The sequence below is a fragment of the Pseudoduganella aquatica genome (genome assembly GCF_020865585.1).
GTDB classification, from domain to species: Bacteria; Pseudomonadota; Gammaproteobacteria; order Burkholderiales; family Burkholderiaceae_D; genus Rugamonas; species Rugamonas aquatica_A.
In genome coordinates this window covers 5,032,508-5,046,071 of the sequence record NZ_CP086370.1, presented here as the reverse complement: position 1 = coordinate 5,046,071, position 13,564 = coordinate 5,032,508, and the positions used below count along the sequence as shown (strand labels likewise).

Here is a 13,564-nt window from a genome sequence, read left to right as displayed (position 1 = left end):
TCAGGCCAGCGAATACGCCAGCCTTACATAGATAGGCGCGAACGGTTCGGCCTGGGTAATTTCTATCAGCGTCTCTTTGGCCAGCTCCAGCAGGGCCACGAAGTTGACCACCAGCACGGGCGGGCCGCCGGCCACGTCGAACAGGTCGGCAAACTCGATAAAGCGCTGCGACTGCAGGCGCCGCAGGATGCCGGTCATGTGCTCGCGCACGGACAGCTCCTCGCGGCTGATCTTGTGGTGCTGCACCAGCTTGGCCCGCTTGAGCAGCCCTTGCCAGGCTTCCTGCAGGTCGGCGGCGCACACGTCCGGCCAGGCCGGCGCCAGGCTTTGTTCGATATACACCTGGGTGCGCACAAAGTCGCGGCCCACTTGCGGCACGGCGTTGAGGTCGTAGGCCGCCAGCTTGATCTGCTCGTATTCCAGCAGGCGGCGCACCAGTTCGGCGCGCGGGTCGCCCGCTTCCACTTCCAGCTCGGAATGCCGCTGCGGCAGCAGCATGCGCGACTTGATCTCGATCAGCATGGCCGCCATCAGCAGGTACTCCGCCGCCAGCTCCAGGTTGGATAGCCGGATCTGGTCCACATACTTCAGATATTGCAGGGTGACCTGCGCCATCGGAATATCGAGAATATTGAAATTCTGCTTGCGGATCAGGTACAGCAGCAAGTCCAGCGGGCCCTCGAACGCCTCGAGGAAGATTTCCAGCGCGTCCGGCGGAATGTAGAGGTCGTTGGGCATTTTCAGCATCGGCTCGCCGTACAGGCGCGCCAACGCGGCGCCGTCCACTATGGCCTCGGCGCCGCTCTCAGCGGGTGCGACACTTGCTACCTCATCCGTCGGCGACATGCTGTGCCGTTCAACGCATGCTTACAGTTTGTTCTGGTAGACGTAGGCCTGCTGCTTCACGGTCGAAGCGCGCACGCGTTCCTGTTCGGACAGCGGCGTCGTGTCTTTGTCCCACAGCAGGGCGCGGCCTTCGCGCTGGCCTTGCTCGATGCCCGGATTCTTTTCTTTCAGCTGCTTGATGAACAGGGTGTGGTCCGACTCGTACATGCTGTGCTGTTTGGAGAGTTTCATATTGTGAGAATTCGTAAAAGAAGCAACGGCTATTTTACCGCGCCGCAGGCCCCGGCGGGAACTTCTCTTGCTGCCCCGGCGGGATGTCAGAGATGCAAGTAGAATCGCTCCCTATGACTCCCTACACCATATTCCTCCTTACGCTGGCCCCGCTTTTATGGGCCGGCAATGCCATTGTCGGCCGTCTTGTTCACGAGATGGTGCCGCCGATTACCCTGAACTTTCTGCGTTGGGCCATCGCCTTTTTAATATTGCTGCCGCTGGCCGGGCCGGTATTCCGGCGCGGCAGCGGTTTATGGCCCAATTGGCGGCGTTTCGCTTTATTGGGCCTGCTGGGTATAGGCATGTATAACGCCTTGCAATATCTGGCACTAAAAAGCTCCACGCCGATTAATGTCACCCTGGTGGCGGCGGGTATGCCGGTGTGGATGATGCTCACCGGCTGGATGTTTTTTGGCGCCAAAGTATCTCGCCAGCAAATGATGGGCGCGGCATTATCGATTGCCGGCGTATTGCTGGTATTGGCGCGCGGCGAGTTCCGGCATTTGCTGGAATTGCGCCTGGTGGCCGGCGATATATTCATGATATTCGCCACCATGGCCTGGTCCATTTATAGCTGGATGCTGACGCGGCCCATCGAGCCTGCGGAAATACGCTCGCAATGGGCCAGTTTCTTATTGGCGCAGGTGGGATTCGGGGTTATCTGGTCCGGTTTGTTCGCGGCTGGCGAATGGGCGATTACCGACGCCCATATTCAATGGAGCTGGATGCTCGCGGCTGCGCTGGCTTATGTGGCGATAGGCCCGGCGGTCATTGCGTTCCGCTGCTGGGGAGCGGGCGTGCAGCGTGCGGGACCGAGTGTGGCGGCTTTCTTCAGCAATCTCACGCCGCTGTTCGCGGCGATTATGTCGTCCGCTTTCCTGGGCGAGGCGCCGCACCTGTATCACGGCGCCGCTTTCCTGTTGATTGTGGGCGGCATCGTCGTTTCTTCCAGGCGGACATGACTCGTTTCTGGCACGTTCAAGCCAGAACTTGGCGCATTTTCAAGGCAAGCGACACGGCAAAGCACTAGCTGCTATGCTGTAAGGACGGAAACGAGGGGAGAACGCCATGCGCAGCCTGACCTTGATAATCGCAGCCGCCTTGATGCTGGCGGCCTGCAAGGACAAGCCGATTGAACCGATGAAGCCGAGAGTGGGGATTAGTGTTTCAGCAGGCGCCGCATGACAAAGGGCGCTGGTTCCAGCGGATTGGCGTGGGTATATTCCAGTTCCTCCGCCAATTCGAATTCAAATGCCGTATAGAAGTCGATCAGCTTGGGCTGGTCGGCGCGCACGGCCAGGCGCAATTCGTCCACGCCGGTTTCAAGGCCGAGGTGTATGACGGCTTCCAGTAAATGCTGGGATATATTGCTGCCCCGGTAGGCTGGCAATACGCCCATTCTTAATATTTCCCAGATATGCGATTCGGTTTCCAGCGGCAGCCAGCGCATGGAGCCGATAGGAATGTCGTCCGCCAATAAAATAAAACCGCCGCCGTCACGCAAATGCTGCGAAACGAGAACGGCGGTTTCACGGTGGCCACTGGAAGTGACGTTCACCTTGCCGGCCCACGCAGCGCGCGTGAGCTCGGCAATTAACTTGGCATCGTCATCCGTTGCTTCACGTACTACGATGTTCATATTGATTTAGCGAATGCGCATGCCAGGTTCAGCGCCCGGCCATGGGTTCAGGATATAAATGCCTGGATTGGTGTTTTCGTCTTGCGCCGAAGCCGCCATGACCATGCCTTCCGAAATGCCGAACTTCATTTTACGCGGCGCCAGGTTGGCCACCAGCACGGTCAATTTACCGATCAGGTCTTCCGGCTTATACATCGATTTAATGCCGGAGAATACATTGCGGTGGCGGTTTTCGCCGGCGTCCAGTGTCAGGCGCAGCAATTTATCCGAACCTTCAACGTGTTCGCAATGGACGATTTTCGCAATGCGCAGGTCGATCTTTGCAAAGTCATCAATCGAAATTTCCGGCGCCAGCGCTTCCACGCCTTCTTTGGCGACCAGCGGTTCCAGCGGCGGCGCTTTCAGCGCCTTGGCCGGTTTGGCGGCGGCCACAGGGGCTGCGCCGGCGGCGGCGATCTGGTTCTGCGCGTCGAACAGGTCTTCGATCATCTTGGCGTCCACGCGCGTCATCAGGTGGTTGTAGGCGCCGATGGTGCGGCCCAGCATAGGCTGGAAGGCTGCGCCGGTGGCCAGCTCGGTGTCCGCCCAGACCAGCTTGTCGTCGTTCAGGAACTGCGCCACGCTGGCGGCCACGCCCGGCAGCACCGGCGACAGCAGAATGGTCAGCTGGCGGAACAGGATCAGCGCGGTGGTGCACACTTCATGCAGTTCGGCCGTTTTGGCCTCGTCCTTGGCCAGCGCCCACGGCTTGTTCTCGTCCACGTACTGGTTGGTGACGTCGGCGATTTCCATGATTTCGCGCAGCGCCTTGCCGAATTCGCGGTTTTCGAAGTTGGCGGCGATGCTGGCCTGGCGTTCCGCGCCTTCGGCGTTCAGCAAGGCGCGCTTGATCCAGCCCATGGCGCTGTCGGACAGGCTGGTGGCCAGCTTGCCGTCGAACTTCTTGTTGATGAAGCCGGCGCAGCGGCTGGCAATGTTGACGTATTTGCCAATCAGGTCGCTGTTCACGCGGGCCACGAAGTCGTCGCCGGTGAAGTCCAGGTCCTCCACCTTGGAGTTCAGCTTGAAGGCGATGTAGTAGCGCAGCCATTCCGGGTTCATGCCCAGGTTCAGGTAGCGCAGCGGCGAAATGCCGGTGCCGCGCGACTTGGACATTTTTTCATTGTTCACGGTCAGGTGGCCGTGTACGTTCACTTTCAGCTTCTCGATCACCGGATGGTCGGCGAATTTCAGCATCGCCGGCCAGAACAGCAGGTGGAAGGAGACGATGTCCTTGCCGATGAAGTGGATCTGCTCGGTGCCCGGGTCGTTCAGCAGGGCGTTGAAGTCCATGCCCTTCTTGTCGCAGTAGTTCTTCAGGCTGGCCAGGTAGCCGACCGGCGCGTCCAGCCAGACGTAGAAGAACTTGCCCGGCGCGTCGGGAATCGGGATGCCGAAGTAGGGCGCGTCACGCGAAATGTCCCAATCCGCCAGCTTCTCGCCGGCTTCTCCCAGCCATTCGCTCACTTTGTTCACCATCTCCGGCTGCAAGCGGCCGGGGGTGTTGAGCCAGTCGCGCAGGAACTCGAAGCAGCGCGGGTCCGACAGTTTGAAGAAGTACTGCTCCGATGGCTTCAGGATAGGGGTGGCATTGGTGAAGACCGAGAACGGGTTCACCAGCTCGGTAGGCTGGTAGGCGGCGCCGCAGACTTCGCAGTTGTCGCCGTACTGGTCCTTGGCGCCGCATTTCGGGCACTCGCCCTTGATGTTGCGGTCGGCCAGGAACATGCCTTTGACCGGGTCGAAGAAGCGGTCCACGATCTTGGTGGCGATCAGGCCGGTGTCGCGCAGCTTGCGGTAGATGCCCTGCGACAGCTCCACGTTTTCCGGCGAGTCGGTCGAATACCAGTTGTCGAAGGCGATATGGAAGCCGTCCAGGTACTGGGCGCGGCCGGCAGCGATCTTGGCCACGAACTCCTGCGGCGTGATGCCTTCCTTCTCGGCGGCGATCATGATAGGCGTGCCGTGGGTGTCGTCGGCGCCCACAAAGTGCACTTCGCGCTGGCCGTCGCCGTCGCGCTGCATTCGCTGGAAACGGACCCAGATGTCGGCCTGGATGTACTCCATCATATGGCCGATGTGGAAGGCAGCGTTTGCGTAGGGCAGGGCAGTAGTGACGAACAGCTTGCGGGTCATGATTGATGCACTTTGTTGGTGGGAAAAAGAGCATTTTACCAGCGCTGGCGGCCCGTGCGCAGCGCATGTTGCCCGGCATGGCGGCGGCGCGCTGTTTTTCTGTCTATTTTGCGCTAGACTGCGGGATCACTTACGGAGATTCACATGAGCATCACGGTAGAAGACGTTAAAGCGGCATTGTCTAAAATTACAGACCCGAACACGGGCAAGGACTACTGCGCCTCGAAAGAGCTGCGCAACCTCAAGGTGGACGGCGCCGACGTCAGCTTCGACATCGAGCTGGGCTATCCGGCCAAGAGCCAGCTGGCCGCCATCCGCGCCAGCGTGGAGGGCGCCGTGCAGGCGCTGCCGGGCGCGGGCAAGGTGTCCGCCAATGTATACAGCAAGATTATTTCGCATACGGTGCAGCGCGGCCTGAAGCTGATGCCGAATGTGAAAAATATTATCGCCGTGGCCTCGGGCAAGGGCGGTGTTGGTAAATCGACCACGGCGGTCAACCTGGCCCTGGCCCTGGCGGCCGAAGGCGCGTCGGTCGGCGTGCTGGATGCGGATATCTACGGCCCTTCGCAGCCCATGATGCTGGGCATCAGCGGCCGTCCGGAAAGCAAGGACGGCAAGACCATGGAGCCGCTGGAAAACCACGGCGTGCAGGTGTCGTCGATCGGCTTCATGATCGATCCGGACGAGCCCATGGTGTGGCGCGGCCCGATGGTGACCCAGGCCTTGCAGCAGCTGCTGGAGCAGACCAACTGGCGCGACCTGGATTACCTGATCGTGGACATGCCGCCCGGCACCGGCGACATCCAGCTGACCTTGTCGCAGAAAGTGCCGGTCACCGGCGCCGTCATCGTTACCACGCCGCAGGATATCGCGCTGCTGGACGCGCGCAAGGGTTTGAAGATGTTCGAGAAGGTGGGCATCCCTATTCTGGGCGTGGTGGAGAACATGAGCACGCATATCTGCTCGAACTGCGGCCATCAGGAGCATATCTTCGGTCAAGGCGGCGGCGCCAAGATGTGCGCCGACTTCGGCGCCGAATACCTGGGCTCGCTGCCGCTGACCATGGCGATCCGCGAGCAGACCGACTCCGGCAAGCCTACCGTGGTGGCCGAGCCGGATGGTCCTGTTGCCGCCATCTACAAGGAAATTGCCCGCAAAGTGGCGGTAAAAGTGGCTGAAAGGGCCAAGGACATGACCAGCAAGTTCCCTAGCATCGTCATCAAGAATGATTAAGCGCGCGGCGGGACTGGGCGCGCTGGCGGCTGCGGCGCTGATCGCGGCGCAGGCGCAGGCGCAGGCGGCGCCGGGTTGGATGCCGCAGGCCAGCGGCGTTTCCGTCGAGCTGCGCGGCTTGTCCGTGGTCAGCGAGACGGTGGCCTGGGCCAGCGGCGCCAAGGGCACGGTGCTGCGCACGGTGGACGGCGCCAGCTGGACTGCCATGCAGGTGCCGGACGCCGAGAAGCTGGACTTCCGCGACATCCACGCCGTGGACGCCAACACCGCCGTGATCATGAGCGCCGGCCCGGGCGCCGCGTCGCGCATCTACCGCACCACGAACGGCGGCGCGAGCTGGCAGCTGCAGCTGACCAATCCTGACGAGCAGGGCTTCTGGGACGCGATTGCCTTCTGGGATGCGAAGAACGGCATTATGTTCGGCGACCCGGTCAAGGGCGCCTTCCAGGTGCTGCTGACGTCGGACGGCGGCGCCACCTGGCAGCCCGTGTCCGACCCGCAAGGGCTGGCGGCGCAGCCGGCCGAAGGCGCGTTTGCCGCCAGCGGCACCTGTTTGACCGTGGCGGGCAGCAGCGACGCCTGGTTCTCGACCGGCGGCGCGCAGAACGCGCGCGTGTTCCATTCGTCCGACCGTGGCCGCACCTGGCGCGCGTCGGCCGTGCCGATTCCGGCGGGCGCGGCGGCGCGCGGCATCTTTTCCGTGGGCTTCCGCGACGGCCGCGTGGGCATCGCGGCGGGAGGCGACTATAAGGAAGTCAACATGGCTGCAGTGAACGGCGCCCGCACAGAAGACGGCGGCGCGACGTGGACGGCGGCGCCCATCCTGCCCGCCGGCTATATGTCGGCGGTGATGCCGGTGCGCGGCGCGGCGGATTCCTTCGTCGCGGCGGGCCTCGCCGGTTCCGGCTACAGCAAGGACGGCGGCAGGAGCTGGACGGTGCTGGACGATACGCCCATGAATACGGTCGGTTTCGCTTCGCCTGCAGTGGGCTGGGCGGTGGGGCCGAAAGGGCTGGTGATGAAATACGCAGGGCCGATCCTCGGCAAGCAGTAGTTCACTCGACGGGAGATGACATGTACGCAAACGTGAAGCGCGCCATCGCGGCGCTGGTATTGGGCGGCATCAGCCTGGGCGCTGCGGCGCAAACGGTATCGTTCGCCGAGCCGGCGGACGGCGCGGTGGTCAGCAGTCCGTTCAAGGTGAAGTTCGCCGTCAGCGGCATGGAAGTCAAGCCGGCGGGGGAGATGGCGGCCAATACCGGCCACCATCACCTCATCATCAACGGCGGCAGCATCAAGGCGGGCGAGTCCGTGCCTTTCGATGAAAAGCACCTCCATTTCGGCAAAGGCCAGACCGAAGCGGAAGTGACGCTGCCGCCCGGCAAGTACAAGCTGACCATGCAGTTCGCCAACGGCGCGCACCAGTCCTATGGACCGGATGGGAGCAAGACTATTTCGGTTACCGTCAAATAAGGTGCCGGATGATGGCGGGTTACGGCGCCCCGCGCCTAACCCGCCCTACATGCCATACGCGCAAGCTGCGTGGCCCCACGTGAACCCGCCGCTGCGGCGCTACTCCTTGGCGCGGGTAAAAGGCATGTCAAACGAGCCTTGCGTGAAGCGCCCGCCGTCCTTGCCGGTGAACACCAGCTCCGCCTCGCTCGACTGCACGAAATAGCTGCCGCTGGGCGCCGCCAGCAGCGTTTCGCTTGCGCCTTCCTGCAGTTCGACGACCAGCCCGCCGCCCGTGCGCCGGATGGTGAAATCCCCCGCGCCCGGAATCACATATTTGCCCGGCAGGGACGCCAGCGCCTCCTCCTTCAGCGGCACATTGCGGCGCACCTTGCTCCCCATGGTCGGCCAGCCGTATTCCGCCGCGACTGCGCGCACCAGCTCATCGGCCAGTTCCGAACCGCCGTCGCCGTTGGTCATCACCACAATGCCGTCGCCGCGCTCCGTGTACGCCGCCATGCGCGCGCGGTAGCCCTCGTTGGAGCCGCCGTGGCCGAAGCTTTGCGACTGCCCGTCGCCGGAGATACCCAGGCCCAGCCCGTAGTCCTGCATGACCGGCGTCAGCATCAAATGCGTCATGGCCTGGGACAGCACGGCGTTGGACTGGCCAGCAGCCGCGCGCCGCGTTTCAATGGCGAACTTGGCCAGGTCCGACGGCGTGGTCCACAGGCCCGCCGCGGCCTGCTCCGGATAGGTGTGCGGCCCCCCGCCACCGGCTTGCCGCTGCGCTGGTGCGGCAGGGCCGCGCGCGCCAGCAGCTGCGGCGGCAAGGGCTGGGCGAAAGTGCTGTCGGCCATGCCCAGCGGCTTCAATACTTTTTCCTGCATCAGTTCGGTGAACGGCGTTTTGCTGCGCTCCACCATGACGTACTGCGCCACCTGGTAGCCGCCGCCGGAATAGCGCCAGCGGCTGCCCGGCCGCGCGTTCACATGCACGCCGCCGGTGTTGGCGGGCTTGGCGCCGTTCAGTATCTGCACCAGCGTCGGCACCGGCGCGCCGGCCGCGTAGCCGGGGAAGCCGTGCACCGTGGTGCCCGCCGTGTGCGACAGCAACTGGCGCAGCGTGACGGCGCTGTTGTCGGCGTCCTTGGGCAGCTTCCACAGCGTGGTGTAGCTGTTGACGTCGCGGTCCAGCTCCAGCTTGCCTTCCTCCACCAGCTTCAGCGCGCCCATGGCGGCCACCGGCTTGCTGATGGAGGCCGCCTGGAACAGCGTGGACGTGGTCACCGGCGCACCACCCGGCGTGACGGCGCCATAGGCCTTGGCCCATTCAACCTCGCCGCCGTGGATCACGGCAATGCTCACGCCCGGCACGCCCAGCCGCGCCATTTCATCGGCCAGCTTGCGCTTGGCGGGCGCGGCGCCTTCCAGGGTAATGGCGGGCAGCAGGCCCTGTTCTATGCTGGCGATGCGCTGTTCCAGTCCGGCGTCTGCGGCATAGGCGGGCAGGGCGCTCAGCAGTGCGATGGCGGTGTACAGGCGGGCGTGTGTGCGGGCATGTGAGTTCAAGGCGGCGTCCTTTGTTATTGGTGTGGTTCGAGTATATAGGCTTTGCCGGGTTAAAATACCCGTCTAATCAATTCGCATTCATTCAGAAATGACCACCACACCTGCAACTCCCGTCCGTACCCGTTTCGCCCCCAGCCCGACCGGCTACTTGCACCTGGGCGGCGCCCGTACCGCGCTGTATTCCTGGGCCTATGCGCGCCACTTCGGCGGTACCTTCGTGCTGCGCATCGAGGACACCGACCTGGAGCGTTCGACCCCGGAGGCGGTGCAGGCCATTATCGAAGGCATGGCCTGGCTGGGCCTGAACCACGACGAAGGCCCGTTCTACCAGATGCAGCGCATGGACCGCTACCGCGAAGTGGTGGGCCAGATGCTGGCGGCCGGCACCGCCTACCACTGCTACTCGTCGCCGGAAGAAGTGCAGGCGATGCGCGACAAGGCCACCGCAGCCGGCGAAAAACCGCGCTACGACGGCACCTGGCGCCCGGAGGAAGGCAAGATCCTGCCTGCGATTCCGGAAGGCCGCAAGCCGGTGGTGCGCTTCAAGAACCCGCTGGACGGCGAAGTGACGTGGAACGATTTCGTCAAAGGCACCATCACCATCGGTAATAAAGAGCTGGACGACCTGGTGATCGCGCGTCCGGACGGCACGCCTACTTATAACTTCTGCGTCGCCATCGACGACCTGGACATGGAAATCACCCACGTCCTGCGTGGCGACGACCACGTCAACAACACCCCGCGCCAGATCAACATCCTGCGCGCCATCGGCGCGGCGCTGCCGCAGTACGGCCACCTGCCGATGATACTGGGCTCGGACGGCGCCAAGATGTCCAAGCGCAAGGACGCCGTCAACGTCATGCAATACCCGGCCGAAGGCTATCTGCCGGAAGCGATCCTGAACTACCTGGCGCGCCTGGGCTGGAGCCACGGCGACGAGGAAGTGTTCTCGATGGAGCAGCTGTGCGCGTGGTTCGACGGCACGCACCTGAGCAACTCGGCGGCGCAGTTCAATATCGAAAAACTGAACTGGCTGAACAACCACTATATTAAGCAGGCCGACAATGCGCGCCTGGCCGAGCTGGCCCAGCCGCGCATGCTGGCCAACGGCGCCGTGCTGGAAGGCGCGCCGGCGCTGCCGGTGGTGCTGGGCTTGCTGAAAGAGCGCACCAATACGGTCAACGAACTGGCCGACGCCGCCATGCTGTTCTACCGCGAGCCGCAGCCGGAGGCCGCGCTGCTGGCCCAGCACGTGACCGATGCGGTGAAGCCGGCGCTGGCCGAGTTCGCCGAGCGCTGCAAGACCGTGGAGTGGAACAAGGCGGCGCTGGCCGCCATGATCAAGGAAGTGCTGGCCGCGCACGGCCTGAAGATGCCGCAGATCGCCATGCCGCTGCGCCTGCTCGTGACCGGCCAGCTGCAAACCCCGGCCATCGACGCGGTGCTGGAAATCTTCGGCCGCGACACGGTTGTGGCGCGCATGTCGAAGTTCCTGTAATTTATTTCTTGAAGCAGGGGCAAAGTTGCAAAAGGGTATTTGCATAATACGGAGCCTCTGCTATACTCTTGTCTCTCGCGCAAACGGGGGTATAGCTCAGCTGGGAGAGCGCTTGCATGGCATGCAAGAGGTCAGCGGTTCGATCCCGCTTACCTCCACCAGTTTGCAGAGATAGCAGTACGGTAGTTCCAAGGTCCCCATCGTCTAGAGGCCTAGGACATCACCCTTTCACGGTGAGTACCGGGGTTCGAATCCCCGTGGGGACGCCAGCTTCGCCAAGGCTGGTAAGCAGTAGGTAGTGACAATCTGTGCCAGAGGGGGTATAGCTCAGCTGGGAGAGCGCTTGCATGGCATGCAAGAGGTCAGCGGTTCGATCCCGCTTACCTCCACCAAGCACGGAAAGTTGTAACGGCAGTTCCAAGGTCCCCATCGTCTAGAGGCCTAGGACATCACCCTTTCACGGTGAGTACCGGGGTTCGAATCCCCGTGGGGACGCCAGCAATGGCAACAGTAGTAATTGTTTCTGCGCCCGGGGGTATAGCTCAGCTGGGAGAGCGCTTGCATGGCATGCAAGAGGTCAGCGGTTCGATCCCGCTTACCTCCACCAACAGCGCAGAGCATATCTGAAAGTCCAGGGTCCCCATCGTCTAGAGGCCTAGGACATCACCCTTTCACGGTGAGTACCGGGGTTCGAATCCCCGTGGGGACGCCACGTAGTTGTTGCACAGGTAGTACATTGTTTCTGCGCCCGGGGGTATAGCTCAGCTGGGAGAGCGCTTGCATGGCATGCAAGAGGTCAGCGGTTCGATCCCGCTTACCTCCACCAACAGCGCAGGAATATATCGGAAGTTCCCAGGTCCCCATCGTCTAGAGGCCTAGGACATCACCCTTTCACGGTGAGTACCGGGGTTCGAATCCCCGTGGGGACGCCAGTTCTGGCAAACATCACAAGTTGTTCGACAATCAAGCTGCCGCGTGCGGCTTTTTTTGCATTTGCGCGCAAACTTAACGAGATTGCATGTTGGCGAATCTGTTCTACACTGGACGAGGGTGGCCACCGTAGCTGCCTATCAAATCAGGGAGACGGACATGGAACTCCATTTGCACTCGCACCGCTGGGTGGCGCGCCAGCCTGACTGGGCGGCCGCAGCGGTAGCCGGCTTCGGCGCCGGCGGTATCCTCATGGTATTGGAAGTGGCCTGGGCCGCCATCGCCGGCGGGCGCGACCCGTGGCAGGTGACGCATATGGTCGCCGCCATGGTGCTCGGCTGGGACGCGCTGCAAACCACCGGCTATGCGCTTGGCATCCTGGTGGCGGCGCTGGCCGTGCACTACATCCTCGGCATCGCCTTCGGCATCATGCTGGCGGCGATCATCGCGCCCTTCCAGCTCGACTCCAGCACCGGCATGGTGCTGCTGGCCGGCGCCGTGTTCGGGCTGGTGCTGTATGTGCTGAACTTCTATGGCATGTCCGGCGCGTTCTCGTGGTTTGCTGAAATGCGCGGCTGGGCCACGGCCATTTGCCATGCGCTGTTCGGCATGTCGGCCGCCTATATTTACCGCATGATGGAAAAGCCGTAAGACACACCGTTGTTGCGTGGTTCCTTGAGCATGTTGCTGGGCATGGCTTGAAGCGAAGCATTTGACAAGCATTTCGCAAACGGGGGGCGGCTTATGGCTTTGGCACTGGCTTTGATCCTCATTGTGGTGGGTACGCTTGCGTTCCACTTGTGGAGTCCGTGGTGGCTTACGCCGCTGGCGTCGAACTGGCAGGCAATGGACGACGCGCTCATGCTGACGCTGGGCATCACGGCCGCCATCTTCGTCATTATCAATTTGTTCGTGGCCTACGCGGTGATCAAGTTCCGTCACCGCGACGGCGTGCGCGCGTCCGCCGAGCATGGCAGCAAGAAGCTGGAGTGGTGGCTGATCGGCGTGACCACGGTGGGCATCGTCGTGATGCTGGCGCCGGGGCTGGACGTGTACGCCAAGCTGATCACTGCGCCGGCCGACGCCATGCAGTTCGAGGTCATGGGACAGCAGTGGCAATGGCACTACCGGCTGCCCGGCAAGGACGGCCGCATGGGACAGACCGACGTGAGCCACATCAGCCCTGAAAACCCCTTCGGCGTGAGCGCCAAGGACCCGAACGGCCAGGACGACGTGCTGGTCGACACGCAGGAAATCCACATTCCCCTCAACCGGCCGGTCAAGGTGCTGCTGCGCTCGCAGGATGTGCTGCACGATTTCTATGTGCCGCAGTTCCGCACCCGCATGAATATGGTGCCGGGCATGGTGACTTCGTTCTGGTTCACGCCCACCCGCACCGGGCGCTTCGAGGTGATGTGCGCGCAGCTGTGCGGCATCGGCCACGCCAATATGCGCGGCTATGTGGTGGTGGAGGAGGAGGCGGCCTACGCGGCCTGGCTGGCGGCGCAGCCTACCTTTGCGGCCAGGATGCGTGCGGGCGCGGCAGGCGGCGCAGGCGTTGCGGCCGCGGCGGCAGGCGCCGGCGCGGCGGGCGCGGAAGGCGCCGGGGCGGGTTCGGCCGGAGCGGGCGCCGCCGCTGCTGCCGGCGCCGCCGGCGACACGGCCGCGCAGGGCAAGCTGCTGGCGCAGGCGCGCGGCTGCACGGCGTGCCACAGCGTGGACGGCAGCCCCGGCGTGGGGCCGAGCTGGAAAGGTTTGTACGGCAAGACCGAAACACTGGACAGCGGCAAGACCGCTGTGGCGGACGATGCCTATCTGAAGCAGTCCATCGCCGATCCCAAGGCGAGCATCGTGCGCGGCTTCCCACCTATCATGCCGCAGCAGCCGTTCACGGAGGCGGAGCTGTCGGCGATGGTGGACTACATCAAGACGGTGAAGTGACGCGGGAGC

Annotated in this window: 10 protein-coding genes, 8 tRNA genes and 2 pseudogenes; 15 read left to right on the top strand and 5 right to left on the bottom strand. The window is 63.1% G+C overall.

Features of this window, described 5'->3' with window-relative positions; genetic code table 11:
- A pseudogene (locus KT882_RS22505) lies at positions 1-777 on the bottom strand (segregation and condensation protein A); the annotation flags it as partial.
- Between the two features lie 90 nt (positions 778-867).
- Entirely contained in the window at positions 868-1,077 is a 210-nt protein-coding gene (locus KT882_RS22500) for a DUF3460 family protein (protein WP_161072999.1), read from the bottom strand.
- Between the two features lie 113 nt (positions 1,078-1,190).
- On the opposite strand from KT882_RS22500, the gene KT882_RS22495 reads away from it, so the two are divergent.
- Positions 1,191-2,081: a DMT family transporter gene (locus KT882_RS22495; protein WP_228893362.1), complete on the top strand. Its 891-nt coding sequence runs from the start codon at positions 1,191-1,193 to the stop codon at positions 2,079-2,081.
- A 197-nt stretch (positions 2,082-2,278) separates the two neighbouring features.
- Here KT882_RS22495 and KT882_RS22490 read toward each other — a convergent pair whose 3' ends face one another.
- Both KT882_RS22490 and metG read right to left on the bottom strand, forming a co-directional pair.
- Positions 2,279-2,758, bottom strand: a complete 480-nt coding sequence (locus tag KT882_RS22490) for a GNAT family N-acetyltransferase (RefSeq protein ID WP_228893361.1) — start codon at positions 2,756-2,758, stop codon at positions 2,279-2,281.
- 6 nt (positions 2,759-2,764) lie between these two features.
- Positions 2,765-4,933: a methionine--tRNA ligase gene (gene metG, locus KT882_RS22485; RefSeq protein WP_161072996.1), complete on the bottom strand. Its 2,169-nt coding sequence runs from the start codon at positions 4,931-4,933 to the stop codon at positions 2,765-2,767.
- Positions 4,934-5,077: 144 nt separating this feature from the next.
- Between metG and apbC the strand changes: the two genes are divergently transcribed.
- From apbC to KT882_RS22470, 3 genes are read left to right on the top strand one after another with little or no spacing between them, the layout of a single operon-like run.
- Positions 5,078-6,166 (top strand): iron-sulfur cluster carrier protein ApbC, encoded by a 1,089-nt coding sequence (gene apbC / locus KT882_RS22480; protein ID WP_161072995.1) that lies wholly within the window; start codon positions 5,078-5,080, stop codon positions 6,164-6,166.
- On the top strand, positions 6,159-7,220 hold the full coding sequence (locus KT882_RS22475; protein ID WP_228893360.1) for a WD40/YVTN/BNR-like repeat-containing protein: 1,062 nt from the start codon (positions 6,159-6,161) through the stop codon (positions 7,218-7,220). The genes apbC and KT882_RS22475 overlap by 8 nt, the downstream gene beginning before the upstream one ends.
- A gap of 20 nt (positions 7,221-7,240) precedes the next feature.
- Positions 7,241-7,639: a DUF4399 domain-containing protein gene (locus KT882_RS22470; protein WP_161072993.1), complete on the top strand. Its 399-nt coding sequence runs from the start codon at positions 7,241-7,243 to the stop codon at positions 7,637-7,639.
- A 99-nt stretch (positions 7,640-7,738) separates the two neighbouring features.
- On the opposite strand, the pseudogene KT882_RS22465 reads toward KT882_RS22470, so the two are convergent.
- Positions 7,739-9,006 (bottom strand): annotated as a pseudogene (locus tag KT882_RS22465) (serine hydrolase domain-containing protein).
- 268 nt (positions 9,007-9,274) lie between these two features.
- Between KT882_RS22465 and gltX the strand changes: the two are divergent.
- The 11 genes from gltX (at position 9,275) to KT882_RS22410 (ending at position 13,555) form a co-directional block, all read left to right on the top strand.
- A complete protein-coding gene (gene gltX, locus KT882_RS22460; protein ID WP_228893359.1) occupies positions 9,275-10,684 on the top strand; it encodes a glutamate--tRNA ligase in 1,410 nt (469 codons plus the stop codon).
- A gap of 85 nt (positions 10,685-10,769) precedes the next feature.
- A tRNA-Ala gene (locus KT882_RS22455) sits at positions 10,770-10,845 on the top strand.
- Positions 10,846-10,877: 32 nt separating this feature from the next.
- A tRNA-Glu gene (locus tag KT882_RS22450) sits at positions 10,878-10,953 on the top strand.
- A gap of 47 nt (positions 10,954-11,000) precedes the next feature.
- A tRNA-Ala gene (locus KT882_RS22445) sits at positions 11,001-11,076 on the top strand.
- Positions 11,077-11,106: 30 nt separating this feature from the next.
- A tRNA-Glu gene (locus KT882_RS22440) sits at positions 11,107-11,182 on the top strand.
- A 33-nt stretch (positions 11,183-11,215) separates the two neighbouring features.
- A tRNA-Ala gene (locus tag KT882_RS22435) sits at positions 11,216-11,291 on the top strand.
- 29 nt (positions 11,292-11,320) lie between these two features.
- Positions 11,321-11,396: transfer RNA gene (locus KT882_RS22430), tRNA-Glu, on the top strand.
- A 38-nt stretch (positions 11,397-11,434) separates the two neighbouring features.
- Positions 11,435-11,510, top strand: a tRNA-Ala gene (locus KT882_RS22425).
- Positions 11,511-11,540: 30 nt separating this feature from the next.
- Positions 11,541-11,616: transfer RNA gene (locus tag KT882_RS22420), tRNA-Glu, on the top strand.
- Between the two features lie 157 nt (positions 11,617-11,773).
- Positions 11,774-12,265, top strand: a complete 492-nt coding sequence (locus tag KT882_RS22415) for a hypothetical protein (protein WP_161072990.1) — start codon at positions 11,774-11,776, stop codon at positions 12,263-12,265.
- Positions 12,266-12,358: 93 nt separating this feature from the next.
- Positions 12,359-13,555: a c-type cytochrome gene (locus KT882_RS22410; protein WP_228893358.1), complete on the top strand. Its 1,197-nt coding sequence runs from the start codon at positions 12,359-12,361 to the stop codon at positions 13,553-13,555.
- Positions 13,556-13,564 lie beyond the last annotated feature (9 nt).

Bases quoted from the DNA above. Each gene is read 5' to 3' on its own strand.
- KT882_RS22470 (WP_161072993.1), top strand. From the start codon at position 7,241: ATGTACGCAAACGTGAAGCGCGCCATCGCGGCGCTGGTATTGGGCGGC.
- KT882_RS22410 (WP_228893358.1), top strand. From the start codon at position 12,359: ATGGCTTTGGCACTGGCTTTGATCCTCATTGTGGTGGGTACGCTTGCG.
- KT882_RS22475 (WP_228893360.1), top strand. From the start codon at position 6,159: ATGATTAAGCGCGCGGCGGGACTGGGCGCGCTGGCGGCTGCGGCGCTG.
- KT882_RS22495 (WP_228893362.1), top strand. From the start codon at position 1,191: ATGACTCCCTACACCATATTCCTCCTTACGCTGGCCCCGCTTTTATGG.
- KT882_RS22500 (WP_161072999.1), bottom strand. From the start codon at position 1,077: ATGAAACTCTCCAAACAGCACAGCATGTACGAGTCGGACCACACCCTG.
- KT882_RS22490 (WP_228893361.1), bottom strand. From the start codon at position 2,758: ATGAACATCGTAGTACGTGAAGCAACGGATGACGATGCCAAGTTAATT.
- metG (WP_161072996.1), bottom strand. From the start codon at position 4,933: ATGACCCGCAAGCTGTTCGTCACTACTGCCCTGCCCTACGCAAACGCT.
- gltX (WP_228893359.1), top strand. From the start codon at position 9,275: ATGACCACCACACCTGCAACTCCCGTCCGTACCCGTTTCGCCCCCAGC.
- KT882_RS22415 (WP_161072990.1), top strand. From the start codon at position 11,774: ATGGAACTCCATTTGCACTCGCACCGCTGGGTGGCGCGCCAGCCTGAC.
- apbC (WP_161072995.1), top strand. From the start codon at position 5,078: ATGAGCATCACGGTAGAAGACGTTAAAGCGGCATTGTCTAAAATTACA.